The organism is Streptomyces sp. Ag109_O5-1 (assembly GCF_003814875.1).
In the GTDB taxonomy this organism is placed as follows: Bacteria; Actinomycetota; Actinomycetes; order Streptomycetales; family Streptomycetaceae; genus Streptomyces; species Streptomyces sasae.
This window is the reverse complement of record NZ_RKQF01000001.1, coordinates 7,307,862-7,334,756: the sequence shown is the minus strand read 5'-3', so window position 1 is coordinate 7,334,756 and position 26,895 is coordinate 7,307,862. Positions and strand designations below refer to the sequence as shown.

Sequence of the window (26,895 nt, the reverse complement as noted above, 5' to 3'; positions counted from 1 at the left end):
AACTTCGCCAGCGATCAGCGTTGTTGACGGGGCGAACGCGACGGGGGTTGCGGGACATGGCGGGGTACCGACCGGCGGACTGGCATCCACTCGACCTCGACAGGGACCCGACCCCCGGCGATCCGCAGCGCGTCCGCACCCTCGCCACCCAGCTGCACACCTTCGCCGACGACGTCTCCGACGCCCTGCGTCTGGTCAAGGGCATGGCCGGCGAGGACACGCTCCTGCAGTGGGCCGGTAAATCGGCCGAGGTGTTCAAGGAGCAGTTCAAGGACGTCCCGAAGAACCTGAAGAAGCTGAAGAAGTCCTACGAGCTGTGCGGCGACGCCCTCGCGGACTACTGGCCCAAGCTGGAGCGCGCCCAGGCACTCGCCGACAAGGCCCTCGCCAAGGCGAAGGAGGCCCAGTCCGACCTGTCCTCCGCCAAGTCCCGTCTCTCCTCGGCCGATTCGTGGGTGACGCAGGCGACGAAGGAATCCGACAAGTACAAGGACGACCCCACCGGCAGCAAGTCGAGCGCCGACAAGCCGGACGAGGCGAAGGTGCGGGCCGCCACCCGGGACGTGCAGAGCGCCAAGTCCGCCCACACCAAGGCCCAGTCGGACGTCACCACCGCGCAGAGCGCCCTCGACGCGGCGAAGAGGATGGCCGAGGACGCGCGGAAGATGCGCGACGAGGCGGCGGGTGAGGCGAAGCGGAAGATCGACGAGGCGTCGGACGCGGGGATCCCGAACCGGCACTGGTGGCAGGACGTCGGCCACTGGTTCGAGGACAACTGGGACACCATCGTCACCGTCTGCAAGGTCGTCGTTGCGATCGTCGGCATCATCGCGATGATCATCGGCGGGCCGATCCTCGGCGCGATCGTGCTGGTCGCCGCCCTCGTGGTCCTCGCGGACACCCTCTACAAATACTCAAAAGGCCAGGCATCCCTATGGGACGTAGCCTTCGCGGCCATGGACTGCATACCCGGCGGCAAGGGCATCACGTCGCTGGGCAAACTCGCCAAGAGCCTCAAGGAGATGAAGAACCTCCGCGGCGGCATGAAGGCCATGAGCCTCGTCATGCGCGGCCTCGGTAAGAACGCCCGGGGGATGCTGGCAGAGGGCGCCGAGGGTGCGTTCAACCGGCTAAAGAGTGTGGTGCGTTCCAAGGGCAGCGACCCCGTCGACATGGCCACCGGCGCCATGTACCTCCTGCAGACCGACATCGAACTGCCCGGCCTGCTGCCGCTTGCCTTGACCCGCCGCGTCGCCTCCGACTACCGCTGCGGCTGGTGGTTCGGACCGTCCTGGGCCTCCACCCTCGACCAGCGCCTGGAGATCGACGAGCAGGGCATCGTCCACGTCACCGAGGACGGCCTGCTGCTCGCCTACCGCCACCCCGCCGCACCCCACACCCCGGTGATGCCCGAGACCGGACCGCGCCGCCCTCTGACCCGCCACGACGACGGCACCTACCGCATCACCGATCCCCTCACCGGCCACACCCACCACTTCGCCCGCTCCGTCCCCGACGGCATCGCCCTGCTCACCCGGATCGAGGATCGCAACGACCACACCATCGACTTCGACTACGACGACCAGGGCACGCCCCGTTCCATCCGGCACTCCGGCGGCTATCTCCTCAAGCTGGCCGTGGACGAGGGCCGGATCAGCACGCTCACCCTGGCCAACGCCGGCGACGACGGCACGGACGTCGTCGTCAAGCGCTACCGCTACACCGACGGCAACCTCACCGAGACGATCAACTCCTCCGGGCTGCCCCTGCGCTTCACCTACGACGACCGGCTGCGTGTCACCTCGTGGGAGGACACCAACCACAGCCGCTACCACTACACCTACGACAACCTAGGCCGCTGCCTCAGCGAGGGCGGCGAGGCCGGGCACATCTCGATCGGTCTCGCCTACGACGGCGTCGACCCGGCCTGGCCCGGCTGCCGTGTCACCACCGTCACCACGGCAGCGGGCGCCGTCTCCCGCTTCATCATCGACGACCGCTGCCTAGTCGTCGCCGAGTCAGACCCACTGGGCGGCAGGGTGACTACCGCCTACGACGCCCACCAGCACGTCATCGAGACGACGGACCCACTCGGGTACCGCACGTCCTTCGCGAACAACGAGGTGGGACAGCCGGTCGAGGTGACCCGGCCCGACGGTTCGGTCGTCCGGATCGCCTACGATGAGCGGCGCCGGCCCACGAGGCTGGTCATGCCCGACGGCGCCACCTGGCTGTACACCAATGACGAGCGCGGAAACGTCATCGCCGTCACCGATCCTACGGGCTCGACCACGCGTTTCCGCCGTGCTGGAGACGGCAGTCTGGTCGAGGCCCTGGACGCGGCCGGCCGCGTCTCCACCTACACGAACAACGCGGCCGGCCTTCCGCTGGCGATAACGGACGGTCTCGGCAACACGACCCGGTACGCGTACAACGCGTTCGGCCTGACCGTGGCGGTGACGGACGCGCTCGGCCACGAGACCCGCCTGGCGCGGAACATCGAGGGTCTGCCCGTCAGCCGCACCGACCCGGACGGCTCGCACGAGAGCTGGGAGTACGACGGCGAGGGCAACTGCGTCCGTCATGTCGACGCCGTCGGCCAGGTGAGCACCTTCGAGTACACACACTTCGACCGGCTCAGTGTCCGTACCGGACCGGGAGGCGAGCGTCTCGCCTTCACGCACGACGCCGACCTCCGGATCACGCAGGTGACCAACCCGCAGGGGCTGGTCTGGAACTACACCTACGACGCCGCCGGGCGGCTCCTCGCCGAGTCCGACTTCGACGGCCGCACCACGCGCTACACCTACGACGCGGCCGGCCGCATGGCCACCAGGACCAACGCTCTGGGCCAGAGCATCCGTTACAAGCGGGACCCGCTGGGGCAGATCACGGCGAAGGACGTGGACGGCGCGGTCACGCACTTCACGTACACGGCGAACGGTTCACTGACCGGGGCCGTCGGGCCGGACAGCACACTGCGCGTGGAACTGGACGCGGCTGGCCGCCGTGTCCGGGAGACCGTCGACGGCCGGACCATCGGCTTCGGCTACGACGCCGCGGGAAACCGCACCCTGCGCACCACACCTTCGGGTGCACAGAGCGACTGGGCGTACGACGTCGCGGGGCGCACCGTCCGGCTGGCGACCCAGGGGCACACCGTCGACTTCGAGCACGACGCGGCGGACCGTGAGACCGTCCGACACATCGACGGCGCGCTCATCCTCTCCCGCGCCTACGACAGCCTCGACCGCTTGGTGCAGCAGCACGGCACCGCCGCCGGAGACCGGCGGGTCACGGAGCGCTCCTACGTCTACCGCGCCGACGGTTACCTCACCGGCGTCCAGGACGCACGAACTGGCGATCGGCGGTTCGACCTCGATGTCCAGGGCCGCGTCACAACGGTCCACGCGACGGGCTGGAGCGAACGCTACGGCTACGACTCGGCCGGCAACCAGACGGAGGCCGAGTGGCCCGCGAGCCACCCGGGCCACGAGGCCACCGGCCCGCGGCAGTACACGGGAACCCGGCTGACCCAGGCCGGCGGTGTCCACTACGAGTACGACGCCCAGGGACGGGTGGTCGTGCGCCGTAAGACCAGACTCTCCCGCAAGCCCGACGTCTGGCGGTACGAATGGAGCCCCGAGGACCGGCTCACAGCCGTCACCACACCCGACGGCAGCCGCTGGCGCTATACCTACGACCCCCTGGGCAGAAGAACCGCGAAGCTTCGTCTGGACGCCGACGGGGAGACCGTACTGGAACGCACCGTCTTCACCTGGGACGGCAACGCGCTCTGCGAACAGACCACCGAGCAACGCCATATGGGCGTGCACACCACCTTGACCTGGAACCACGACGGCCTCACCCCGCTGAGCCAGAGCGAGCGCGTCTGGGCGGCCACCGCGCCCCAGGACACCATCGACGAGCGTTTCTTTGCCATCGTCACCGATGTCGTCGGCACCCCGACCGAGCTGATCTCACCGGCCGGGGAAGTCCACTGGCACACGCGGACCACTCTGTGGGGAACCACCGCCTGGAACCGGGACGCGAGCGCGTACACCCCCCTGCGCTTCCCCGGCCAGTACCACGACCCGGAGACCGGTCTCCACTACAACCACCACCGGCACTACGACCCCGAGACCGCCCGTTACACCAGCCCCGACCCGCTCGGTCTGCTCCCCGCGCCGAACCCTGTCGCCTACGTCCACAACCCGCACACCTGGTCCGACCCGCTGGGCCTCGCACCTCTGTGCCATCTGCACGGTGGCGACACCGGCAGCCCCGGTGGCCTCGGTATCCTTCCCGGTCCCGCGCCGCAGAAGGCGGCGGACATGCTGGACAAGGTCAACGCCCGGTCCGGAGGAATCGGGAAGGTCGACGGTTACCATGGCAACGCGAACTGGGGTAACAACCTGTCCGCTCTGCCGGGCGGCAAATACAAGGAATGGGATGTCAACGCGAAGGTCGACCTCCCACAGTGCAGCGCCCCGGGCTGCGGCAAGGAGATCAGAGGCCCCGAACGCCTGCTGACCCCGAAGGACGGCCCCGGGCCCGCTTATTACACGCCGGACCACTACGGCACTTTCTACTACGTCGGTGAATTCACAGGGTGATCCAGGAATGACCACATTCGATCTGACGCATACCTCGGAACCCTGGGTCGTCCTCGTCCCGGAAGATACGGTGGAGGTCCGGCGGCAACTGTCGGAGCTGACGGCGAAGGGCGGACGGGTCCACCACTTCGACGCCCGCGATCTGGTGACCGAACAGGGCCTCTACCGTTCCTTCGCGGACATCCTCCGCTTCCCGGGCTACTTCGGCCGGAATTGGGACGCCATGGTCGACTGCCTGGACGACCTGTGCGGCGAGGTCACCGGCGGAGTGGGCATCGTGGGAGTCATCCACGACGCGGACAGGCTGCTGGAGACGGCGTACTTCCCACTGTTCGTATCGGTTCTCTGCCAAGGCGCCGATCGTGCGAACTCGGCCATGGACCTCGACGGCGACCCCCTGGACCGTCCCGCCATCGCCGAGCATTTCGTTTTTGAATTCAGCGAGTTCGACAGAAGGCGGATCTCCGCCCGTGTCGAGCAGCCCGACCTGACCGTCACCACCGACGACGGATTCGTCGGGGTTGGCCTCAACCCCGACGAATGGCACTGAAACCCCTCCGTCGACCTTTCCGGCGCGCCCCGTCCCGCCACAGCCTCGGACTTCGGCCCGCCGCCGCGTCACCCAGTCGCCGCCGGCGAATGAACCGTGTTCTCCATCGACGCCGGGCGAGCTGCGCCATCAGAGAACGGGAACAGAGGAACGAACGGCACCCCGTGCCGTGCCCTACGTGGCCGGTCCGCCGGTCGGGGTGGCCGAGGCGCTGGGCGAACCTGGGGGCGATGACGCGGGTGAGGCCGGGGGGTCCGGGGTCGGTGGCACCGAGGTCGGCGAGGTGTTCGCCGACGACGACCCGGGGTTCGGTGAGGAGCCCGTCGCCTCTGAGGATGACGTCGGCTTCGCGGACGCCGATGCGCTCGGCCCGGCGGCCCCCTTCTTTCCCGCCCGGGCCGCCCGGGTGGAGGCGTCGGCCGACGGGGTCGTACCGGCGCGGGCGGCCGGGCCGGCCACCGAGTTGCCGTTGCCGGGGGACCGGGGAGACTTCGCGGGCCGCGGCGAGTCGTCGACCCGGCCGGTCGGCCTGCCGTCGTGCTGCCCGGGCATCGGCAGCCAGGGCGCGTCGGACCTCCCGGACAGCAGGGTTACGGCGATGACGACGGCGTAGACCGCGCAGGCGAAGCCGATGGCCGCCCCGAACCTGCGGAACCGGCGACCGCGGCGCCCCGGCCCGTCGGCGAAGGAGGACGCGGCGGAGGCATACCCGGCACCGGGCCGCATCCGTACGACATCGCCGCCGACGCCGACACCGGCACCGGCACCGGCACCGGCACCGGCACCGGCACCGACGCCGATGCCGTCCTGGCCGGCCGCCACCTCGTTCGGGTGATGAAGATGGTGCAGGTGTTGAAGGTGATGAGCAGGGGGCGAGGCCTCGCTCGCACGGACAGAGGTGTCGGCCCCGCCGGCACGCACAGGAGCCGGAGGCCCTCCGTCATGGACAGGGACCGAAGACTCTCCACAGCCCCACGGATCTCGCAGTGAACCACCGCTCCGTGGTGCCAACCCGGTCCCGGCGTAGCCGTCGCCCGGCCGCCGCAGCCCCTCGCTCTTCGTCCGCCCGTCGGCCGGCCACCCCAGCACCCCGGCTCGGGCAAGCCCACCGACCCCACCAACGACCGGCCACCCCGGCTTCTCGCCCCGCACGGGCCCACCGACCGGCCCCCGCAACACCTCGGGCTCCGCAGGCCCGTCGGCCGGACCCCGCAACACCTCAGCCGCCGCAGGCCCACCCACCGGACCCCGCAACACCTCAGCCGCCGCAGGCCCGTCGGCCGAGCCGGGTAACACCTCGGCCTGCGCACGCCCGCCAACCGGACTCCCCGACCTCTCGGCCGCCTCCGCAAGCCGCCCGCCGGCCGGCCACCCCTGCAGTTCTGGCTCCGCGCCCCCACCGACGACCGGCCACCGCAACTCCCAGGCCTCCGCGCCCCCTTCGGGCACTCTCCCCGGCGCCACGGCCCGCGTGAAGCCGTCGGTCGGCCTGTGCAATGACTCCGTCTGCGCGGAGTGGGAGCCGACCGTCGGCCGGTTCTCCGAACCCTCGCCGTCCCCCGGCTCGTCTCCCCCGGTCACCGGAATGTCCTGGCCGTCCAGCACGACCTGGGGCAATTCCGGTTGGGTCTCTTCTCGCCAATTTTTCACGCGCGTACATCCCCTCACGGGACCGTTCCGGGCGCACTGACGAACCCGAGCACACGTCGTCGGAACCAGGCCCCCACCCGGTTCCGAGCGCCCCCTTCCGGCTCTCCGCGCTCGGGGCCACGAAGCTAGCGCACGAGGGGGTGCCGTGTTCTCGATGTGTCATTTGTGGTCGTCCATCACCTCTTGATCACTGGCTGGAATCCATCCGTCGGCCGGCCTCTGAAGCCACCCTTCCGCCCGTCCGATCTCGGCGGCCGCCCGCCGCAGCGCATCGACTCCCGGATGGACCAGCCCCTTTCGCCACACGAGGGACACGGGCGACAGGGGGACCGGATCGACCAGGGGCCGTGCGACCGTCCCAGGTATGGCCGGAAATCCCACTACCGCGAGGATCGGATTCCGGGTCTTGGCCATGATGCGCTCGAACTCCTCCTCCCCCACGGCCAGCGGCAGGGGCGGTGCGACCGCGATGCCTCGCCCTTCGAAGAGATGAAAGGCCAGGTCGGTCCATTCCAGGGTGCGTTCGTTGCCGGCACCGGCGTACACCGTCTCACCCGCCAGCGCGGCCAGCGGCACGGCTTCCAGGGCCGCCAGCCGATGATCAGAGGGGAGAATTACGGCCATGGGTTCGAACCGTACGGGCTGTTGTTCGAGTCCGGAGCGCAGCGCCGGGTCGAGTCCCGCGAAGCGCCCGAAGGACACGTCGAGACGGCCGGCGAGGAGTTCGGCCGCGGCTCCCGTGAGGCCACTCTCGTAGCGGGCCATCAGCTCGCCGTCGGGGGCGAGTTCGCGGGCGCGGTGCAGCACCTGTCGGCCGGTTTCCAGTCCCGGGGAGTTGAGGTCCACCAGCAGGGGCCGGGCCTGCCCGAACGCGGCGAGCAGCGCGTCCTGGGCGGCCAGCACCCGGCGGGCGTACGGCAGCAGCCGGGCGCCGTCGGCGGTCAGGGTGACCTGCCGGGTGGTCCGGACGAACAGCTCGGCCCCCAACTCCCGCTCCAGCCGCCGTACATCACGGCTCAACGCCTGCTGGGCGACGTACAGCCGGGCGGCGGCGCGAGTGAAGTGCAGCTCCTCGGCGACGGTCACGAAGACACGCAGCAGGCGAGGGTCGATGTGCGTGGGCGCTGACATCATGCGAACTTACAACACAGGTGCGTGAATCTGCGCCGAGCAGGTGTTGGACCCGTTGATCCATTCCGGGCGACGGTGGTGTCCATGCCACAACCGACCGAACCGGCCTCCCCGAAGCTCCTCCACACCGTCACGGCGGACTCCCTCGTCACCGTCGACTTCAGCCCTCGCTTCCGCCGCCGCGCCGGTCCCGAACACCACCGCTCCGGTCCCGACCGCCGCCCGCCCGGCCCGTACCGCCGCCTCTTCGCCCTCCCCGGCACCCGCGCCTTCACCGCCGGGAACCTGCTGGCCCGCCTCCCCATGGGCATGTTCAGCGTCAGCGCGGTCGTGATGATCGCCGGGGCGCGCGGCTCGTACGCCCTCGCCGGCGCCGTCACCGCGACCGGCCTCGCCGCCACCGGGCTGGCCGGACCGTGGATCGCGCGGCTCGTCGACCGGTACGGGCAGGCCCGGGTGGCCGTACCCGCCACGGTCACCGCCGTCCTCGGCAGCCTCGCCCTGCTGCTGTGCGTCCGCTACGGCGCCCCGGACTGGACCCTGTTCGCCGCCTACGCGGCCACCGCGACCACCCCCAACATCGGCGGCATGTCCCGCGCCCGCTGGGCCCATCTGCTGCGCGATGACCCCGGTGCCCTGCACACCGCGAACTCCTTCGAACAGGCCGCCGACGAACTCGCCTTCATGCTCGGCCCGGTGCTCGCGTCCTTCCTGACCGGCACCTTCTTCCCGGAGGCCGGCACTCTCGTCGGCGCCGTGCTGCTGCTGTGCGGTGTGCTGCTGTTCGCCGCCCAGCGGGCGACCGAGCCACCGACCCACAGCAGGGGCACCACGAGAACGCCCCTGCGTATCTCCTCCCTCCTCGCCTGCTTCGTCGCGACCGGCGCGGTGTTCGGTTCGATGGAAGTGGTGACGATCGCCTACGCCGACGCCCAGGGCCACCGCTCGGCGGCCGGTGCCGTGCTCGCCCTCCAGGCGGCCGGCTCCTGCGCGGCGGGCCTGGCGTACGGGGCGCTCAGGCCGACAGGTCCGGCCGAACGGCGGCTGCCCGTCTGCTTGTCGGCGATGGCGGTCCTGATGTCCCTGCCCCTCCTCGCGGCCCGCACCCTCGACTCGCTCTGGGCACTCGGCCCCGCCCTGCTCGCGGCCGGTATGGCGACCGCTCCGACCATGGTGACCGCGATGACCCTGGTCCAGGACCGCACCCCGGCGGGCCGCCTCAACGAGGGGATGAGCCTCGTCGTCACCGCCCTGCTGACCGGCATCGCCTGCGGCTCCGCGGTCGGCGGCTGGGCCGCGGAGCACCTGTCACCGACGGCCGCCTTCACCACCCCGGTCGCCGCGGCGGTCGCGGCCCTTCTGATCCACGCTGCCAGTACCCTTCTGGTCAACACCGTCAGTCGAAACGCTTCCCTCAATTCCCGCCGCACCCATTGACGCCCACACAGCCCGCACCTACCTTCCATCGTCGAAGCGCTTCGACGTCCGGTGTCGAACCCATTCGACGCGGGACGAGCACCATCCACAACTCCCTTGGAGGCACTGGATGTCGACGGCACGAAGGCGAACAGGGCGGATACGGCGACTGACGGCCGCGGCGGTGATCCTGGCCGGATCACTGCTCCTCACCTCCTGCGGCGGCTCGGGCGGCAGCACGTCCGACGCGAAGACACTGCGGCTGTGGCACTACGAGGGGCCGAACAGCGCGATGGGCGTGGCCTGGAACGAGGCGATCAAGGAGTTCGAGGCGAGCCACCCCGGCGTGAAGGTGAAGTACGAGGAGAAGAGCTTCGAGCAGATCCAGAAGACCGCGCAGATGGTCCTCAACTCCTCCGACGCCCCCGACATCATGGAGTACAACAAGGGCAACGCGACGGCGGGGCTCCTCTCCAAGCAGGGCCTGCTCACCGATCTGACCGCCGAGGCGGCCAAGCGCGGCTGGGACAAGAAGCTCAGCGCGGGAGTGCGCACCACCAGCCAGTACGACGCGGACGGCGTGATGGGCTCCGGCAAGTGGTACGGAGTGCCCAACTACGCCGAGTACACGATGGTCTACTACAACAAGGACCTGTTCGAGAAGTACGGGATCGCCGAACCGAAGACGTTCGACGAACTCACGGCGGCCATGGACAAGTTCGTCCAGAACAAGGTCACCCCGCTGGCCGACGCCGGTTCCGAGTACATGGCCCAGCAGTACCTGTACCAGCTGGCGCTGTCGAAGGCCGACCGCTCCTGGGTCGACAAGTACGAGCTGTACAAGGGCAAGGTCGACTTCCATGACACCGCCTGGACGTACGCGGCCGACACCTTCGCCGACTGGGTGAAGAAGGGCTACATCGCGAAGACGTCCTCCGGTACGACCGCCGAGCAGGCCGGGGTCTCCTTCATCCAGGGCAAGGCGCCGATCCTGTTCTCCGGCAGCTGGTGGTACGGCCGCTTCCAGTCGGAGGCGAAGTTCGACTGGGGCAGCTTCCTGTTCCCCGGCTCCGACCTCACCCTCGGCTCCGGCGGCAACCTCTGGGTCGTACCGAAGAACTCCGGGAACAAGGACCTCGCCTACGACTTCATCGACATCACCATGTCGAAGAAGATCCAGAACCTGCTCGGCAACAAGGGCGGAGTTCCGGTCGCCGCCGACGCGAGCGCCATCACCGACCCCAAGTCCAAGGAACTCATCGCCAATTTCAACACCGTCAGCAAGCGCGACGGACTCGCCTTCTACCCGGACTGGCCAGTCGCCGGCTTCTACGACACCCTCGTCTCCGAGACCCAGAAGCTGATCACCGGTAGCGGGAAACCGGACGCCTATCTGAGCAACCTCCAGTCGGCGTACGACAAGGGCACCAAGTGAGGGTGCGCCGGGACTCGTACGCCCTCTTCCTCCTCCCCGGCGTCCTCGCCTTCCTCGCCGTCGTCATCGTCCCGTTCCTGATGAACACGGGCGTGAGCCTCACCGACTGGCAGGGCGTGGGCAGCCCGAAGTGGTCCGGGCTCGCCAACTACCGTGAGCTGCTGCACGATTCGGAGTTCTGGGCCTCGTTCCGGCACAGCCTCTTCATGGTCGTCGCGATGGCGGTGCTCCCGACGGCGCTCGGACTGGTCCTGGCCGCAGCCCTGTTCGACTACATCGGCAAGCACTTCGGCACCCGGATCGCGGCGGTCCTGCGTGCCTGCTTCTACCTCCCCCAGGTGCTGCCGGTCGCGGTCGCCGGCATCGTCTGGAGCTGGATCCTGGCCCCGGACAACGGCTCCCTCAACGCCCTGCTCAAGGCCGTCGGACTCGGCTCGTGGCAGCAGGACTGGCTCGGCGACCCGGACCTCGCGCTGTACACCGTCATGGGCGTACTGGTCTGGGTCCAGCTCGGCTTCCCGCTGGTCGTCTTCATGGCCGGGCTCGGCCGTGTGGACCCCCAGCTGTACGAGGCGGCCGAGCTGGACGGCGCCGGCTGGTGGCGCCGCTTCCGGCACATCACGCTGCCGCAGATCCGCCCGGAGGTGTACGTCGTCCTGACCTGGTGCACGATCGCCGCGCTGAAGGTCTTCGGCGCGGTGTACGTCCTGACGAAGGGCGGCCCCGGCGGCGCCACCGACGTCCCCTCCTACTTCTCCTTCACCACGTTCTTCGAGAAGACCCAGGTCGGCTACGGCTCGGCGATCTCCACGGTCCTCACGGTCATCATCCTGGCCCTGGCCGTGCTCGGCCTGAAACTGCAGAACCGCGCGGAGGCCGTATGACCCGTCCGACCGCCCTGCGCCGTTACCCGGTCCTCCTCGCCCTCTGCCTCGCCGCCCTCTTCATGGTCGTCCCGTTCCTGATCGTGGCGGTCAACGCGGTGAAATCCCCTGCGGAGTACTCGCAGCACGGCCCGCTGAGCCTCCCCCACGGCCTCTACCTCGACGGCCTCAAGGACTTCTGGCAACGCGTCGACTTCACCCGCAAGCTCGTCAACTCCACCCTCATCAGCGGCTCGGTGGCGCTGCTCGCCACCGTCCTCTCCGTCCTCAACGCCTACGCGATCGGCATCGGCCGGATCAGGGGCCGCACCTGGGTGCTCGCCTTCTTCGTCCTCGCCAACATGCTGCCGCAGGAGGCGCTGGTCTACCCGCTGTACTACCTGAGCAAGCAGGCGGGCCTCTACGACACCCGGCTCAGCGTGATCATCGTGTTCACGGTGATCCAGTCGGCGTTCGGGACGTATCTGCTCTCCGCCGTCCTCGGGCAGTTCCCGCGCGAGATCATCGAGGCGGCGCGGATCGACGGCGCGAACAAGTGGCAGATCCTGGTCCGGATCGTCGTCCCGGTCAGCCGTCCGACCCTCGGTGTGCTCCTGGTCTTCTTCTTCATCTGGACCTGGAACGAGTTCCTGCTCCCGCTGGTCATGCTCATCTCCAACGACAACCAGACGGTCTCCGTCGCCCTCGGCGTCCTCCAGGGCCAGCGCCTGATGGACGCCACGATGACCAACGCGGCCGCCCTGCTCGGCGTGCTCCCGGCCATCGTCTTCTTCCTCGTCTTCCAGCGCACGCTCACCCGGGGCATCGCCGTGGGCGCCGTCAAGTAGGAGGTACGTGAGTGAAGTTCACCGACGGCTACTGGCTGCTGCGCGAGGGCGTCACCGCGGCCCATCCGGTCGAGGTCCTCGACGTCGGCGCGGCGGAGGGCGCGCTGGAGATCCACGCGCCGACCCAGCCCATCCGCCACCGCGGCGACCTGCTGAAGGGACCGGTCCTGACGATCAGCGCGCACACCCCGATGCCCGACGTCATCGGCGTCACCTTCACCCACTTCGAGGGCGAGCAGCCGCGCGGGCCGCACTTCGAGCTCGGGAAGGCCGACTTCGCGTCCCAGGTGTCGTACGACGACGAGTACGCGACCCTGGTCTCCGGCTCGCTGACGCTGCGGCTGAGCCGGACCGCGCCCTGGCGGCTGGACTTCCTCTCCGGTGGCCGCGTCCTGACCTCCAGCGGCCCCAAGGGCATGGGCATCATGCGGGACACCGCGACCGGCGCCCACTATCTGCGGGAGCAGTTGGGCCTCGGCGTCGGCACCTCGGTCTACGGCCTCGGCGAACGCTTCGGCCCGCTCGTCAGGAACGGCCAGGTCGTCGACATCTGGAACGCCGACGGCGGCACGGCCACCGAACAGGCCTACAAGAACGTCCCGTTCTACCTCACCGACGCCGGGTACGGAGTCTTCGTCGACCACTCGGGGAAGGTGTCGTTCGAGGTCGGCTCGGAGGCGGTGTCGCGGGTCCAGTTCAGCGTGGAGTCGCAGCAGTTGACGTACTACGTCATCCACGGCCCGACCCCGAAGGACATCCTGCGCAAGTACACGGCCCTGACCGGCCGCCCGGCCCTCCCGCCCGCCTGGTCCTTCGGACTGTGGCTCTCCACCTCCTTCACCACCTCGTACGACGAGAAGACGGTGACGTCCTTCATCGAGGGCATGCGGGAGCGCGGACTCCCCCTCTCCGTCTTCCACTTCGACTGTTTCTGGATGCGGGAGTTCAACTGGTGCGACTTCCGGTGGGATCCGCGGGTGTTCCCGGATCCCGAGGGGATGCTGGGGCGGCTGCACGAGCGCGGGCTGCGGGTGTGCGTGTGGATCAACCCGTACATCGCGCAGCGGTCGCCGCTGTTCGCCGAGGGGAAGGAGCTGGGACACCTGCTGCGGCGACCGGACGGGAGCGTGTGGCAGTGGGATCTGTGGCAGCCGGGGATGGCGCTGGTGGACTTCACGTCTCCGGCGGCGCGTGACTGGTACGCGGCCAAGCTGGAGGCGCTGCTCGCCCAGGGTGTCGACTGCTTCAAGACCGACTTCGGGGAGCGCGTCCCGGTGGATGTGGCCTGGTCGGACGGGTCGGACCCGGAGCGGATGCACAACTACTACACGTACCTGTACAACCGGACCGTCTTCGAGGTGCTCCGCAAGCACCGCGGCGAGGGCGAGGCGGTCGTCTTCGCGCGGTCCGCGACGGCCGGGAGCCAGAAGTTCCCCGTGCACTGGGGCGGTGACTGCGAGGCCACGTACGAGTCGATGGCCGAGTCGCTGCGCGGTGGGCTCTCGCTGGGCCTGTCCGGGTTCGGCTACTGGAGCCATGACATCGGCGGCTTCGAGGGCACCCCGACTCCGGCGCTGTTCAAGCGGTGGCTGGCCTTCGGGCTGCTGTCCTCGCACAGTCGGCTGCACGGTTCGTCGTCGTACCGGGTGCCGTGGCTGTTCGACGAGGAGTCGGTGGACGTGCTGCGGCACTTCACCCGGCTGAAGCTGAGTCTGATGCCGTACCTGTACGAGGCCGCGCGCACCGCTTCCGCGGAGGGGCTGCCGATGATGCGGGCGATGGTGCTGGAGTTCCCGGACGATCCGGGGTGCGCGCATCTGGAGCGGCAGTACATGGTGGGGGCAGATCTGCTGGTGGCGCCGGTGTTCGACGACGAGGGGCAGGTGACGTACTACTGCCCCGAGGGCACCTGGACCCACTTCCTGACCGGGCGGACGGTCACCGGGCCCCGTTGGATCCGCGAGCGTCACGGCTTCCTGAGCCTGCCGCTGCTGGTGCGGCCCGGCGCGGTGATCCCGGTCGGCGCGGTGGCCGACCGGCCCGACTACGACCATGCCGACGGGGTGACCCTGCGGGCGTACGGTCTGGAGCGCGGCGCGCAGGTCACCGTCCCGGTCGGAGACGTCACCTTCACCGTCGTGCGCGAAGGGGACACCGTGCGGGCCTCGTGCAGTGATCCGGCGGCGCCCTGGAACCTGGCGGCCGGCGAGCGGATCGCGCGGGCGGACGCCGGGACCGGGTTTCTCTCCCTGGAGCTGGGCGAATGGTGAAGATCACGGATGTGGCCCGGCATGCCGGGGTCTCCCCCAGCACCGTGTCCTACGCGCTCAGCGGCAAGCGCCCCATCTCGGACGAGACCCGGCGCCGTATCCAGGCGTCCATCCGCGAACTGGGCTACCGACCGCACGCCGGCGCCCGCGCCCTGGCCAGCAGCCGCTCCAACGTCCTCGCCCTGGTGATCCCGTTGCGCACCGGCATCCATGTCCCGGTGGTGATGCAGTTCGCGGTGTCGGTGGTGACGACGGCCCGCCGCTACGACCATGACGTGCTGCTCCTGACCCAGGAGGAGGGCGAGGAGGGGCTGCACCGGGTCGCCGACACGGCGCTGGTGGACGCCCTGATCGTGATGGACGTCCAGCTGCACGACCCGCGGCTGCCGCTGCTGCGCGCGCTGGAGCGGCCGTCGGTGCTGATCGGCTTCCCTGCCGCCGCCGAGGGCCTGACCTGCGTCGATCTGGACTTCCGGGCGGCCGGGGAGCTGTGCGTGGAGCGGCTGGCGGGGCTCGGGCACCGAGTGGTCGCGCTGGTCGGGTCACCGCCGGAGGTGTACGTCCGGGAGACCGCGTTCGCCCAGCGGGTCGTCCAGGGTTTCACGGCCGCCGCCGACCGCAACGGGATGGCGTCCTCCGTCCACCCGTGCGCGGCGACCCCGGCGGGGGCGCGCCGGGTCGCCGAGCAACTGCTCCGCGAGCAACCGGCGTTGACGGGGGTCGTCGTCCACAACGAGGCGGCCCTAAAGCCGCTGATCGACGCCTTCGAGCAGCTTGGCCTGCGCGTCCCGACCGACCTCTCGGTCACCGCGATCTGCCCGGACGAACTGGCGGCGGGGCTGCGCGTGCCGGTGACCTCGGTGGCGCTTCCGGCCACGGAACTCGGCGAGCGGGCGGCGGAGTTGCTGATGCGGAAGCTGGGCGGGGACGGGGAGGTGCCGGAGGCGACGCTGCTGGCGCCGAGGCTGATCGAACGTGAGAGCACGGCTCCCCGATTAGCGTGACGGTCGCCGGTCCTGATGCCGCGCGGAGGGCCGCTGTGCTGTACTTGGAGGCAAGGAGGGTCCCCACTCGGAGCGTGAACTCCAAGCGGGGCCCCGGCTCACCAGGAGCCTGTCGGATGTCCCCAGGCTAGATGGGGATATCCGGCTACCTGGTGAGCCACCAGAGCAGCCACCTCCTCGCGTGCCTCGCCGCTCGCTCCGGCAGAAGCCGGATCAGCCGCATGACGAGAGTCGGTTTCTGCTCCTCGTGCGAGCCCATGTGGAGGCGTCCTCCCTTCGACGTGAGGCGGCCTGTCATAGCCCCGGGGCCGCTCTCGTCGGGCCGGGTCCCGAGGGGACGGGACCCGGAGTGAAGGGAGGACGCGCCCATAGAGCGCGTCACGGGGCAAACGCTAATGAAGCCGACGGGGCTGCTGAGCGGGAATCCGTGAGCGCCGCCCGTACGAGTGAACGGGTCCTTCGGGCATGACAAAGGCCCCGGTGCTCCGCTGAGGAGCGCCGGGGCCTCGGCCCACATGGGATGAGTGGAGATGGCGGGAATCGAACCCGCGTCCAACGGTGCGGAACCAGGGCTTCTCCGTGTGCAGTTCGCTGTGATTTTCTCGGCCCCGGCGATCACGCGAACAAGTCGCCGACGGGCCCAGTCACTGTTAGATTTCCCTCTTCACCCCGTGACCGGGATCAAGGTTTAGTCCCCTAGCTGATGCCAGGATCCGGGTCGGGAACAGCCCCGGGCTGACACTCCCATTAAGGAGCTATTCGATCACTACCTAATTAGGCAGCGAGAGCGAAAAGCTCGGGAGAATCGCTCTTGGAATTGGCGATTATTTGTTTCGGCCTGTGGTTTACGAGATCATGGCCGCTTTCTCGACACGCTTCCCCTGCCTCGACATCCGCTGTCGAAACCGATCATCCCCATGTTGATTTTTCAATCTGCACACCCGGGCTTCCCCGGGTGTTGGTGCCATCGTACGTGACCAACGCACACCGATGCCACTACATTCCAGTGGCCCTAGGCGCCCCGCTGCCGCCGCTTGGCCGACGCGATCGCGCGGTCGCTCTCCCGGCGGTCCTGCTGCTCGCGCAGGGTCTGCCGCTTGTCGTACTCCTTCTTGCCTCGCGCGAGCGCGATCTCCGCCTTGGCCCGGCCGTCCTTGAAGTACAGGGCGAGGGGCACGATCGTGTGACCCGTCTCCTGGGACTTGGACTCCAGCTTGTCGATCTCCTCCCGGTGCAGCAGCAGCTTGCGCTTGCGGCGCACCGAGTGGTTGGTCCAGGTGCCCTGGCTGTACTCGGGGATGTGGGCGTTGTGCAGCCACGCCTCGTTCCCGTCGATCTGCACGAAGCCGTCGACCAGCGAGGCCCGGCCCTGACGCAGCGACTTCACCTCGGTGCCGGACAGCACCAGGCCGGCCTCGTAGGTGTCGATGATCGCGTAGTCGTGCCGCGCCTTCTTGTTCTGCGCGACGATCTTGCGCTTGCCGCCCTTCTCGCCGTCCCTGGCTTTGGCGGCCGTCCCCTGCTGCTTCTGCTGGGACTCTTTCGGTACGTACATTCCCTTGGCCATAGTGCCGTCCATTTTCGCACTACGGAGGGGGTGCGAGGGAAGCGGTTAACCGGATGCTACGACGGATCGCCCAGGCCGCTGAGGACCGTCTCCGCCCGCTCCAGCGCCGCGGAGGACACCTCCAGGTCGGGGGTGATGCCCCGGCCGTCGACGATGTGGCCCGAGGGGGTGCGGTAGTGGCCGACGGTGAGCTCTGCGACCGAGCCGTCGGGGAGGCGGGTGGGCATCTGGATGGAGCCCTTGCCGAAGGTGCGGGAGCCGAGGACGACCGCGCGGCCGCGGTCCTGGAGGGCGCCGGTGAGCATCTCGGCCGCGCTCATGGTGCCGCCGTCGACGAGCGCGACCAGCGGTCTTGCGGTGTCGCCGCCGGGCTCGGCGTGCAGGGAGCGCTGGACGCCGTGCACGTCGTAGGTGGCGACCAGACCGCCGTCGAGGAAGGCGGAGGCGGCGGTGACGGCCTCGGTGACCAGGCCGCCGGAGTTGCCGCGCAGATCGAGGACGATCCCGGCGTCGGCGGGGGCCTGGCGTACGGCGTTGCGTACCAGGTCCCCGGAGCCCTTGGTGAAGGCGGAGATCTTGATGACGGTGATACCGGCGGCCAGCTTGCGCACGGTCACCGAGTCGGTGGACAGCAGCGCCCTGCGCACTGTCTCGCTCCACGCGCGCGTGCCGCGCTGGAGGCCGAGGGTGACGGTCGTACCGACACGGGCGTCGGTGGCGTCACCACGCAGTAATGAGACGACGTCGGTGACGGGCCGCCCGTCGACGGCCGCCCCGTCCACACTGCGCAGCCGGTCGCCCTTGCGGACCCCGGCGGCGGCCGCCGGCGACCCGGACTGCACCTTGGTCACCTCGATCCGGCCGTCCCGCTCGCGCCGGGCCCACAGCCCGACCCCGGTGTACTCGCCGTCGAGCGCTTCCTCGAACTCCTGGTACTCGCCCTCGGAGTAGACCGCGGCCCAGCGGTCCCCGCTGCGGCTGACGGCCCGTTCCGCCGCCTCCATGGGGGACGTGCCGTCGGCCATGGCCTCGGCGGCGGCCTTGGCGACATCCGCGCGCCCGGCGGCCGGACGGGCGGCTCCGGCCGGTGTCTTCCGGCCGGGCTGCCCGGGGTCGGGAAACGCCCCGGTGGCCGCGCCGGTCACCAACAGCCCTGCGAAGACCAACGTCAGAGCCGCCCCCCGGCGAACCCGGCGGGGCTGACAGAACAGCTCAGGGCCTGACATGCCGGTGAGTCTAGGACAACGAAAAGGGCCGCACGGGCGGTTGCCCGTACGGCCCTCTTGGCATGCGTCACACCTTGAGGTACTTGCGCAGCGCGAAAAACGCTGCCAGCGCCGGCATCAGGAGGCTCGTCGCCAGGATGAGCGGGAGCTTCGTCAACACCGCGTCCCAGCCGATGAAGTTGATCAGGTTCAGCTTGTGGGACAGGTCCAGGCCGTGGTCGATGATGAAGTAGCGGGCGATCACCAGGAATCCGCAGGCGACCGTGCCGCCGATCAGGCCGGCGACGGCGGCCTCCGCGATGAACGGGGCCTGGATGTAGAAACCGGAGGCGCCGACCAGGCGCATGATGCCGGTCTCGCGCCTTCGGCTGAACGCGGAGACGCGCACGGTGTTGACGATCAGCATCAGGGCGACGACCAGCATCAGCGCCATGACCATCCGGGCGGCCCAGTTCATGCCGTTGAGCAGGCCGAAGAGGTTGTCCAGGATGCCCTTCTGGTCCTGGACGGACTGCACGCCGTCGCGGCCGTTGAAGGCCGTCGCCACGACCTGGTACTTCTCCGGGTCCTTGAGCTTGATCCGGTACGACTCCTGCATCTGGTCCGGCGTGAGGGAGTCGGCCAGCGGCGAGTCGCCGAACTGCTCCTTGTAGTGCTTGTACGCCTCGTCCTGCGACTCGTAGGTGACCTTCTGGACGACCGCGGTCATCTTGTCGAGGTCGGCGAGGATCTGCTTCTTCTGGTCCTCGGTGACCGCGCCCTTGGCGCAGTTGGGGTCCGACTGGGCGTCGCTCTTGTTGCACAGGAAGATCGAGACGTTGACCTTGTCGTACCAGTAGCCCTTCATGGTGTTGACCTGGTCGCTCATCAGGAGCGAGCCACCGAAGAGCGCCAGGGACAGGGCGACCGAGACGACGACCGCGAAGGTCATCGTCAGATTGCGGCGGAGACCGACTCCGATCTCCGACATTACGAACGAGGCGCGCATGGCGTCGGGTTATGCCTTTCCGTCGTGGAGCGCGGGGCGCGTGGGTTGCGTCTGGGCCGGAGTCAGTGCTGGTAGCCGTAGACGCCGCGGGCCTGGTCCCGGACGAGGCGGCCCTTCTCCAACTCGATGACGCGCTTGCGCATCTGGTCCACGATGTTCTGGTCGTGGGTCGCCATCACCACGGTGGTGCCGGTGCGGTTGATGCGGTCGAGGAGCTTCATGATGCCGACCGAGGTCTGCGGGTCGAGGTTGCCCGTCGGCTCGTCCGCGATCAGCAGCTTGGGGCGGTTCACGAAGGCGCGGGCGATGGCCACGCGCTGCTGCTCGCCACCGGACAGCTCGCCGGGTCTGCGGTCCTCCTTGCCGCCGAGCCCGACGAGGTCGAGGACCTGGGGCACGGACTTGCGGATCTCGCCCTTCGACTTGCCGATGACCTCCTGCGCGAAGGCCACGTTCTCGGCGACCGTCTTGTTGGGCAGCAGGCGGAAGTCCTGGAAGACCGTCCCGAGCTGGCGGCGCATCTGCGGCACCTTCCAGTTGGAGAGACGGGCGAGGTCCTTGCCGAGGACGTGCACCTGACCGTGGCTGCACCGCTCCTCGCGGAGGATCAGCCGCAGGAAGGTGGACTTTCCGGAGCCGGAGGACCCCACGAGGAAGACGAACTCACCCTTCTCCACTTCCAGGGAGACATCCCTGAGTGCGGGGTGGGTCTGCTTGGGGTAGACCTTGGAGACATTGTCGAATCGGATCACGGATGCACCACGGGTCGCCGGGGGTAGATGAGCGTGACCATACGCGAACCGGGTGAGGAAGCGCAGTCGCCAGTCACGGTTGGGTGAGGCTTGTGCGGTTTTGTTCCGGGACAGAGTCTTCGGACTGCCCGAGCGAGGTACCCGGACGGCCGCGCCCTTTCCGGGGGAACCTGGCACAGTGGGAGGGGAACGTTCTCGTTCCGCGGAGCGTTGTGTAGGTAATGGCCGGTGCAAGGAGGGCGAGCGCATGACGTACGACCGGTTGGTGTGCGCGAACTGTGCGGCGCCCGTGAACGAAGGCCGGTGCCCCGTGTGCCGCGCCAACCGCGAGCGTCTTCAGCAGGAGAGTTTCCTCGGCGGTCTGAACCCGATGGCGCTGATCGGGCTGCTGGCGGTGCTGATCGCCGCGGTGGCGTTGCTGGCGCACCAGACCGCGTAGCGAAACTCACACAAGCATGGCCGAAGGGCCCGGAGCCGTGGCTCCGGGCCCTTCGCCGTACATCGCGCACACGCTCCGCGAACGCGCGCCTACCGTCAGGCAGCGGCGCCGCCGCTGCCGCCCATGAGGCGCGGCAGCACACGGAAGCCGACACCGCCGGCGATCATCGTGGCAGCGCCGATGATCAGGAAGGCGGTCTGCCCGGCACCGGTCTCGGCGAGCTGGCCGCCCTGGGCCTTGGTGTTCGAGGAGCCGGTGTCGGTGAGGGCGGAGGTGCCCTCCTCCTGCGCGGAGGTGCCGGAGTTGCCGTCGGTGCCGGTGTTGTTGCCGTTACCGGTGCTGCCGCTACCGCTGGTGCTGGTGCTGCCGTCGGTCGGCTCGTCCGTGGGCTCGGTGGGCTCGTCGGTCGGCTGGGTCGGCTCGTCCGAGGGCTCGCTCGACTCGGACGGCGCCGAGCTGGTCGGCGGCTCGCTGGCGGGCGGCGTGCTGGCCGGCTCGCTGCTGGCCGGACCGGTCGGGATCCCGGTGTCGCTCGGGCTGGGCGAATCGGTGCCGTCGAGGTCGACGTTCGCGTGCACGCCGGTCTCGTCGGCCTCGACGCCGATGGAGAGGGCGGAGGCCGCGCCGGCGGCGGTCAGCGAGGCACCGGCGGCGATCACGACACCGGCGGCTATCCGCGCGACCCGGATCCGCGTCTTCTTGGTCATCTGGTTGCTACCCCCAGTAGCTGATAGTCAATGAGCGGGCGCATGGGGCCGGCGGTGATCGACGGGGGCGGTAAAGGCGGTGCCAAGTCCCCCGGTTCACATGCGCCCCAGAGATACGCATGCCACGCTTCACCCTTCCCATTTTTCAAAGCAACGTCAAGGCCGTTGCGCGCGCCATGTCCGGTTGCGCGTCGAATGCCGGAAGTTGAAGTGTGTGAGTGTGACGTAAAACCCAGGCATTAGCCGGACAAACGAGAACTGCCGCCACAGGGGCGGCAGTTCACGGTCGGTCGACTCGCCGTGGGCAAGTCGACAAAGTTACTTCTCCTGCTGCTTGCGCCAGCGAATTCCGGCCTCCAGGAAGCCGTCGATCTCGCCGTTGAACACGGCCTCGGGGTTGCCCACCTCGTACTCGGTCCGCAGGTCCTTGACCATCTGGTACGGGTGCAGCACGTACGACCGCATCTGGTTGCCCCAGGAGTTGCCGCCGTCGCCCTTGAGGGCGTCCATCTTGGCCTGTTCCTCCTGCCGGCGCCGCTCGAGGAGCTTGGCCTGGAGGACGTTCATCGCGGTCGCCTTGTTCTGGATCTGCGACCGCTCGTTCTGACAGGAGACGACGATGCCGGTGGGGATGTGGGTGAGGCGCACCGCGGAGTCGGTGGTGTTGACGCCCTGGCCGCCGGGCCCGGACGACCGGTAGACGTCCACCCGGAGCTCGGACTCGTCGATCTCGATGTGATCGGTCTGCTCCACCACGGGGAGGATCTCGACGCCCGCGAAGGAGGTCTGGCGGCGACCCTGGTTGTCGTAGGGCGAGATCCGCACGAGGCGGTGCGTGCCCTGCTCAACGGAGAGCGTCCCGTAGGCGTACGGCACCTGTACGGCGAAGGTGGTCGACTTGATGCCGGCCTCTTCCGCGTACGACGTCTCGATGAGCTCGGTCTTGTAGCCGTGCTGCTCGGCCCAGCGCAGGTACATGCGCTGCAGCTTCTCGGCGAAGTCGGCGGCGTCGACGCCACCGGCCTCGGCACGGATGTTCACGAGCGCTTCCCGGGAGTCGTACTCCCCGCTGAGCAGCGTCCGGACCTCCATCTCGTCCAGCGCCTTCTTGACGGAGGCGAGCTCGGACTCGGCCTCGGCACGGGTGTCCGGGTCGTCCTCCTCCTCGGCCATCTCGAAGAGCACGGAAAGGTCGTCGATCCGCCCGCGCAGCGCCTCGGCCTTCCTGACCTCGGCCTGCAGGTGGCTCAGCTTGCTGGTGATCTTCTGCGCCTCGTCCGGGTTGTCCCACAGGGACGGCGCGGCCGCCTGCTCCTCGAGCACGGCGATGTCTGCCCTCAGCTTGTCGAGGTCCAGAACGGCCTCGATCGACTCCATGGTCGAGGAGAGGGACTTGAGCTCTTCGGATACATCGACGACTGCCACGCCTCCAGCGTAACGGCTCCGCCAACCGAGGATGGCCGACGGGCCTCGCCCACCCGCCCACCCGACTCGGCAGGGGGAGGAGCGGGCGAAAAGACGAGGGGTGGGGCACACACGGTGAACTCCAGAGCGCGCCTCAGGTATCGGCTCCGCCTGCGGTCCCGTCTCCCCGCCGCTCCGGGGACCAACCGCCCTCGGACCCGGGTCGGCCCAGCCACGAAACCCGAATCCCACCACCCCCTCGGGATCCAGGGCAGAGCCCCGTGACGGCGACCCTGCGACCCACCGAACCGGGCAGACCCACCGCCCCACCACCCCCCTCGGAGTCCGGGGCAGAGCTCGTGGCGGGGGCTCTGTGGCCTACCGAGCCGGGCAGACCCACCGCCCCACCAACCCCCGGAGTCCGGGACGGAGCCCCGTGACGGCGACCCTGCGACCTACCGAGCCGGGCAGACCCACCGCCCCACCAACCCCCGGAGTCCGGGGCAGAGCCCCGTGACGGCGACCCTGCGACCTACCGAACCAGGCAGACCCACCGCCCCACCAACCCCCGGAGTCCGGGGCAGAGCCCCGTGACGGCGACCCTGCGACCTACCGAACCAGGCAGACCCACCGCCCCACCAACCCCCGGAGTCCGGGGCAGAGCCCCGTGACGGCGACCCTGCGACCTACCGAACCAGGCAGACCCACCGCCCCACCAACCCCCGGAGTCCGGGACGGAGCCCCATGACGGCGACCCTGTGGCCTACCAAGCCGGGCAGACCCACCGCCCCACCAACCCCCTCGGAGTCCGGGACGGAGCCCCATGGCGGGGGCTCTGTGGCCTGCCGAGTCGGGTGGGCGGGTGGAAAAAAGGTCGGCGGAGCCGCCGGCAGGTCACGGTGTCGATGTGCTGTGTGTCTCCTGGGGAGCGGAGTCGTCGCCGGACGATGCCAGCCACGCGCCGACACCCACCACCGCCGCCACCGCCACGCCCGCCACCGCGAACGTGACCCTCCGTCGCCGCGCCGCGACACGGTGCCGCGCCGATCCCGGCCGCGGCGCCCCCGACGCCCTGGGCACCCGCGCCGTACCCCGCGCGCCGCCCGCCAGCTCGTCCGGCGCCGGCACCCTCATCGACGTGTGCGTGTCCCGGTTGGAGTCCGGCTTCGCGCCCGGCACCAAGGAGACGGCCCCCCGTCGCCGTACCCGCTGCTCCTCCGCGGCCGGGGCGGCGGCCGCCTCCTCGGTCTCCTCCGCCGCCTCCGTCTCCGGCTCGTCGACGTCCAGCGGCGGCATCCCCGCCAGCGTCGGCAGCTGCTCCCGCAGCCGCGCGGCCAGCTCGGACGCGCGCAGCCGGGAGGCCGGCGCCTTCGCCAGGCACTGCACGAGCAGCTGCCAGAGCTCCTCGGGGATCCCGGGCAGCGGGACGACGGTCTCGGTCACATGGCGGCGCAGCACCGCTCCCGGGTGGCCGCCGCCGAAGGGGGTGAAGCCCGCGAGGAGCTCGTACAGGACCGTCGCGAGCGCGTAGATGTCCACCGAGGCGCGGGGCGGCAGGCCCTCGACGATCTCGGGGGCGAGATAGTCCGGGGTGCCGATGATCTTCGTGGCCCGGGTCCGCTTCGGGGAGTCGATCAGCTTCGCCACCCCGAAGTCGGTCAGGAGGGCGGGGTGGGAGCCGCCGGGGCCCAGCGGGCCCTGCATGTCCAGGAGGACGTTCTCCGGCTTCACGTCCCGGTGCACCACGCCCGCCGCGTGCGCGGCCGCCAGCCCGTCCGCGATGTCCGCGACGATCGCCACCGCCGCCTCGGGCGCCAGCCGCCGCTCCCGTTCGAGGCGGGTGCGCAGATCGGTGCCCCGGACCAGGTCCATGACGAGGGCGAGGTCGTTTCCGTCGACCACCAGGTCACGGACCGACACGACGTTGGGGTGCTCCAGACCGAGCAGGGCCGTGCGCTCCTGTACGAAGCGGCCCACCAGCTCCTCGTCGGAGGCGAGGTCCTCACGCAGCAGCTTGATGGCGACGGGCCCGTCCGGTCCCTCGCCCAGCCACACCGTGCCGGCGCTGCCCCGCCCCAGGATCTGGTTGGCGGTGTACCGGCTGCCGATCTTCCGTGCCAAGACTGCTCCTACCGACGCGTGTTGCCGATAAAAGTACGCGTCCGAAGAGCCAACCTTCACCCCGGAGGCGGAAATCACCCGCCAGATGTCGACAAATCCCCAGAGTCGCGGTCAGTTGCCGGAGCCGTTGCCCAGGTTGTTGATGAAGCTGCCGATCGACTTCGACCAGTCCTTCAGCTGGCTCCAGTAGCCCTCGCCCTGCCCGACCCACGTGTGCACCGGCGTCAGGTCCCAGATCAGCCAGCCCGCGACGAACAGGATGACGACCATGAACAGGCAGCCCTTGAGGCAGCCGAGTCCGGGGATCTTCATCGGGTTGGCGCTGCGCTGGCGTGGCTCGCGCGGCTCACGGGGGGCCCGCTGCGGCTCGGCCGGGGGCGCGTAGCGCTGCTGCGGCTGCTGTGGCGGAGCGTACTGCTGCTGCGGCTGGTGGCCGTACCCCGCGGGCTGCTGCTGGCCGTATCCACCCTGGCCGCCCTGCCCGCGCGGCTGCGGCCGGCGTACCGGCTGCTGCTGCGGGGCCTGGCGCGGCGGCTGCTGCTGCGGGCGGGCCACCTGCCGCTGAGGGCGGCGGCGCAGCGGGTCCTCACCCGGGTCGAGGTACTGAACCTGCGTCTGCTCGTTGCGGTCGCGGGCCGCGCGGAGCTGGGTCTGCCAGGGGTGCGGCTGTTCCGGCTGCTGCTGGCCCGGCTGCCCCTGGGGCATCGGCGGCATGACGGCCGTCGGGTCGGCCGCGCCCGTGTTCGGCAGTACGGCGGTCGGGTCGGCGGCGCCCGCCGGTCCGCCGGTGTGCGGCAGGAAGCTGGTCGCCGCGTTCGGGTCGTACGTCCCCATCGGCGCTCCCATCGGCGCGCCCGTGTTCGGCAGCACCTGGGTCGGGTCGGCCGCGCCCGGTACGGCCGGCGATGCCGGGTCGGGGGCCAGCAGCGCGCCGACGCCCTCGGCCGCCGCGATCTGCGCGGAGTTCGCGTGCACGCCGACGCCATCGGCGACGACACGCAGGCCGCGCGCGAGGTTCTCGGCACTGGGGCGCTCGGCGGGGTTCTTGCGCAGGCAGCGCTCTATGACCGTCCACAGCGGGTCGGGGACGGTCGAGGGGCGGCGGGGCTCGGCGCTGAGGTGCTGGTGCAGGACCTCCAGGGCGCTGCCGCCGGAGAACGGCGGGCGGCCGGTGACCAGCTCGTACAGCAGGATGCCCGCGCCGTAGATGTCGACGGCGCCGGTCTGCGGGCGGCCCTCGGCGGACTCCGGGGCGATGTACGCGGGCGTGCCGACGAACTCGTGGGTGCGGGTCAGGCCCGGGGAGTCGGCGAGGCGGGCGATGCCGAAGTCGGTCAGCATCGGGTGCATCTGGCCGTTGTACTGCTGGAGCAGCACGTTGGCGGGCTTCAGGTCGCGGTGCACGACGCCGTCGGCGTGGCTGGCGGCGAGCGCGTCGGCGACCTGGGCGGTCAGCAGCGCGGCGGCGACGGGCGTGAGGGGGCCGTTCTCGCGCAGGTAGCGGTGCAGGTCGGGGCCGTCGACGAGGTCCATCACCAGGGCCAGCAGATCGCCCTCGACGACCAGGTCACGGACCCGGACGATGTTCGGGTGGGTCAGCCGGAGCAGAACGGAGCGCTCCCGCAGGAAGCGCATCACGATGTCGGGGTCGTTCGCGAGCTCTTCCTTGAGGACCTTGATCGCGACGGTCTCGCCGGGCTGGCCGGGCACGGCCGCCTCGGCGCCCGCGGTCTCCCGCTGGCGGGCACGCCAGACGGTACCGGTGGCGCCGCGTCCGAGCGGCTCCTCCAGGAGGTACTTGCTGCCTACCGGCCGCACGTCATGCACTCCCTGTTGCTTGCTGGTGGGTCCGACCCTGTGTCCGACCCACTGTAGTGCCGTGATGCCCGGCACCGGGTTTTCGTCCGG

At 69.8% G+C, this 26,895-nt stretch carries 19 protein-coding genes and 1 other RNA gene; 10 read left to right on the top strand and 10 right to left on the bottom strand.

What is annotated here, in order from left to right:
• The first annotated feature begins 56 nt into the window (after positions 1 to 56).
• The 3 genes from EDD90_RS33240 (at position 57) to EDD90_RS33230 (ending at position 5,779) form a co-directional block, all read left to right on the top strand.
• Complete coding sequence (locus tag EDD90_RS33240) at positions 57 to 4,616, top strand: RHS repeat-associated core domain-containing protein (RefSeq protein ID WP_123976580.1); 4,560 nt, start codon at positions 57 to 59, stop codon at positions 4,614 to 4,616.
• A gap of 7 nt (positions 4,617 to 4,623) precedes the next feature.
• Positions 4,624 to 5,166, top strand: coding sequence for a barstar family protein (locus EDD90_RS33235; protein WP_123976579.1), 543 nt, complete (start codon positions 4,624 to 4,626; stop codon positions 5,164 to 5,166).
• 178 nt (positions 5,167 to 5,344) lie between these two features.
• Positions 5,345 to 5,779, top strand: coding sequence for a hypothetical protein (locus tag EDD90_RS33230; protein WP_123976578.1), 435 nt, complete (start codon positions 5,345 to 5,347; stop codon positions 5,777 to 5,779).
• A 1,196-nt stretch (positions 5,780 to 6,975) separates the two neighbouring features.
• Here EDD90_RS33230 and EDD90_RS33220 read toward each other — a convergent pair.
• Entirely contained in the window at positions 6,976 to 7,947 is a 972-nt protein-coding gene (locus EDD90_RS33220; RefSeq protein WP_123976576.1) for a LysR family transcriptional regulator, read from the bottom strand.
• An 84-nt stretch (positions 7,948 to 8,031) separates the two neighbouring features.
• Between EDD90_RS33220 and EDD90_RS33215 the strand changes: the two genes are divergently transcribed.
• From EDD90_RS33215 to EDD90_RS33190, 6 genes are all read left to right on the top strand, one after another.
• A complete protein-coding gene (locus EDD90_RS33215; protein ID WP_123976575.1) occupies positions 8,032 to 9,384 on the top strand; it encodes an MFS transporter in 1,353 nt (450 codons plus the stop codon).
• A gap of 109 nt (positions 9,385 to 9,493) precedes the next feature.
• Positions 9,494 to 10,798 (top strand): ABC transporter substrate-binding protein, encoded by a 1,305-nt coding sequence (locus EDD90_RS33210; protein WP_123976574.1) that lies wholly within the window; start codon positions 9,494 to 9,496, stop codon positions 10,796 to 10,798.
• On the top strand, positions 10,795 to 11,682 hold the full coding sequence (locus EDD90_RS33205) for a carbohydrate ABC transporter permease (RefSeq protein WP_123976573.1): 888 nt from the start codon (positions 10,795 to 10,797) through the stop codon (positions 11,680 to 11,682). Before EDD90_RS33210 ends, EDD90_RS33205 begins: the two co-directional genes overlap by 4 nt.
• Positions 11,679 to 12,509 (top strand): carbohydrate ABC transporter permease, encoded by an 831-nt coding sequence (locus tag EDD90_RS33200; protein ID WP_123976572.1) that lies wholly within the window; start codon positions 11,679 to 11,681, stop codon positions 12,507 to 12,509. The genes EDD90_RS33205 and EDD90_RS33200 overlap by 4 nt, the downstream gene beginning before the upstream one ends.
• An 11-nt stretch (positions 12,510 to 12,520) precedes the next feature.
• Positions 12,521 to 14,779: an alpha-xylosidase gene (gene yicI, locus EDD90_RS33195; RefSeq protein ID WP_123976571.1), complete on the top strand. Its 2,259-nt coding sequence runs from the start codon at positions 12,521 to 12,523 to the stop codon at positions 14,777 to 14,779.
• Entirely contained in the window at positions 14,773 to 15,783 is a 1,011-nt protein-coding gene (locus EDD90_RS33190; RefSeq protein WP_123976570.1) for a LacI family DNA-binding transcriptional regulator, read from the top strand. Before yicI ends, EDD90_RS33190 begins: the two co-directional genes overlap by 7 nt.
• A 522-nt stretch (positions 15,784 to 16,305) precedes the next feature.
• On the opposite strand, the gene ssrA is transcribed toward EDD90_RS33190, so the two are convergent.
• The 5 genes from ssrA to ftsE form a co-directional block, all read right to left on the bottom strand.
• Positions 16,306 to 16,700: a transfer-messenger RNA gene (ssrA, locus tag EDD90_RS33185) on the bottom strand.
• A 95-nt stretch (positions 16,701 to 16,795) separates the two neighbouring features.
• Positions 16,796 to 17,338 carry an SsrA-binding protein SmpB gene (gene smpB / locus EDD90_RS33180; protein WP_123976569.1) on the bottom strand — a complete coding sequence of 181 codons (543 nt, stop codon included), beginning with the start codon at positions 17,336 to 17,338 and terminating at the stop codon, positions 16,796 to 16,798.
• Between the two features lie 68 nt (positions 17,339 to 17,406).
• A complete protein-coding gene (locus tag EDD90_RS33175; RefSeq protein WP_123976568.1) occupies positions 17,407 to 18,576 on the bottom strand; it encodes a S41 family peptidase in 1,170 nt (389 codons plus the stop codon).
• A 67-nt stretch (positions 18,577 to 18,643) separates the two neighbouring features.
• Positions 18,644 to 19,564, bottom strand: coding sequence for a permease-like cell division protein FtsX (gene ftsX / locus EDD90_RS33170; RefSeq protein WP_123976567.1), 921 nt, complete (start codon positions 19,562 to 19,564; stop codon positions 18,644 to 18,646).
• Positions 19,565 to 19,626: 62 nt separating this feature from the next.
• On the bottom strand, positions 19,627 to 20,316 hold the full coding sequence (gene ftsE / locus EDD90_RS33165) for a cell division ATP-binding protein FtsE (RefSeq protein ID WP_059203505.1): 690 nt from the start codon (positions 20,314 to 20,316) through the stop codon (positions 19,627 to 19,629).
• A gap of 247 nt (positions 20,317 to 20,563) precedes the next feature.
• Here ftsE and EDD90_RS33160 point away from each other — a divergent pair, with 247 nt between their 5' ends.
• Positions 20,564 to 20,755 (top strand): hypothetical protein, encoded by a 192-nt coding sequence (locus EDD90_RS33160; RefSeq protein ID WP_046729173.1) that lies wholly within the window; start codon positions 20,564 to 20,566, stop codon positions 20,753 to 20,755.
• Between the two features lie 95 nt (positions 20,756 to 20,850).
• Here the strand turns inward: EDD90_RS33160 and EDD90_RS33155 are convergent, their stop codons facing one another.
• The 4 genes from EDD90_RS33155 to EDD90_RS33140 all read right to left on the bottom strand — a co-directional run bounded on the left by EDD90_RS33155 (position 20,851) and on the right by EDD90_RS33140 (position 26,805).
• Positions 20,851 to 21,462: a hypothetical protein gene (locus tag EDD90_RS33155; RefSeq protein ID WP_123976566.1), complete on the bottom strand. Its 612-nt coding sequence runs from the start codon at positions 21,460 to 21,462 to the stop codon at positions 20,851 to 20,853.
• 318 nt (positions 21,463 to 21,780) lie between these two features.
• Positions 21,781 to 22,887, bottom strand: coding sequence for a peptide chain release factor 2 (gene prfB / locus EDD90_RS33150; RefSeq protein ID WP_123976565.1), 1,107 nt, complete (start codon positions 22,885 to 22,887; stop codon positions 21,781 to 21,783).
• Positions 22,888 to 23,760: 873 nt separating this feature from the next.
• Positions 23,761 to 24,987: a serine/threonine-protein kinase gene (locus EDD90_RS33145; RefSeq protein WP_123976564.1), complete on the bottom strand. Its 1,227-nt coding sequence runs from the start codon at positions 24,985 to 24,987 to the stop codon at positions 23,761 to 23,763.
• A 111-nt stretch (positions 24,988 to 25,098) separates the two neighbouring features.
• Positions 25,099 to 26,805, bottom strand: coding sequence for a serine/threonine-protein kinase (locus EDD90_RS33140; protein ID WP_123976563.1), 1,707 nt, complete (start codon positions 26,803 to 26,805; stop codon positions 25,099 to 25,101).
• Positions 26,806 to 26,895 lie beyond the last annotated feature (90 nt).

Excerpts from the sequence above, each read along its gene's own strand:
- EDD90_RS33240 (WP_123976580.1), top strand. The coding sequence starts at position 57 with ATGGCGGGGTACCGACCGGCGGACTGGCATCCACTCGACCTCGACAGG.
- EDD90_RS33235 (WP_123976579.1), top strand. The coding sequence starts at position 4,624 with ATGACCACATTCGATCTGACGCATACCTCGGAACCCTGGGTCGTCCTC.
- EDD90_RS33220 (WP_123976576.1), bottom strand. The coding sequence starts at position 7,947 with ATGTCAGCGCCCACGCACATCGACCCTCGCCTGCTGCGTGTCTTCGTG.
- EDD90_RS33215 (WP_123976575.1), top strand. The coding sequence starts at position 8,032 with ATGCCACAACCGACCGAACCGGCCTCCCCGAAGCTCCTCCACACCGTC.
- EDD90_RS33210 (WP_123976574.1), top strand. The coding sequence starts at position 9,494 with ATGTCGACGGCACGAAGGCGAACAGGGCGGATACGGCGACTGACGGCC.
- EDD90_RS33200 (WP_123976572.1), top strand. The coding sequence starts at position 11,679 with ATGACCCGTCCGACCGCCCTGCGCCGTTACCCGGTCCTCCTCGCCCTC.
- EDD90_RS33190 (WP_123976570.1), top strand. The coding sequence starts at position 14,773 with ATGGTGAAGATCACGGATGTGGCCCGGCATGCCGGGGTCTCCCCCAGC.
- smpB (WP_123976569.1), bottom strand. The coding sequence starts at position 17,338 with ATGTACGTACCGAAAGAGTCCCAGCAGAAGCAGCAGGGGACGGCCGCC.
- EDD90_RS33175 (WP_123976568.1), bottom strand. The coding sequence starts at position 18,576 with ATGTCAGGCCCTGAGCTGTTCTGTCAGCCCCGCCGGGTTCGCCGGGGG.
- ftsX (WP_123976567.1), bottom strand. The coding sequence starts at position 19,564 with ATGCGCGCCTCGTTCGTAATGTCGGAGATCGGAGTCGGTCTCCGCCGC.
- EDD90_RS33160 (WP_046729173.1), top strand. The coding sequence starts at position 20,564 with ATGACGTACGACCGGTTGGTGTGCGCGAACTGTGCGGCGCCCGTGAAC.
- EDD90_RS33155 (WP_123976566.1), bottom strand. The coding sequence starts at position 21,462 with ATGACCAAGAAGACGCGGATCCGGGTCGCGCGGATAGCCGCCGGTGTC.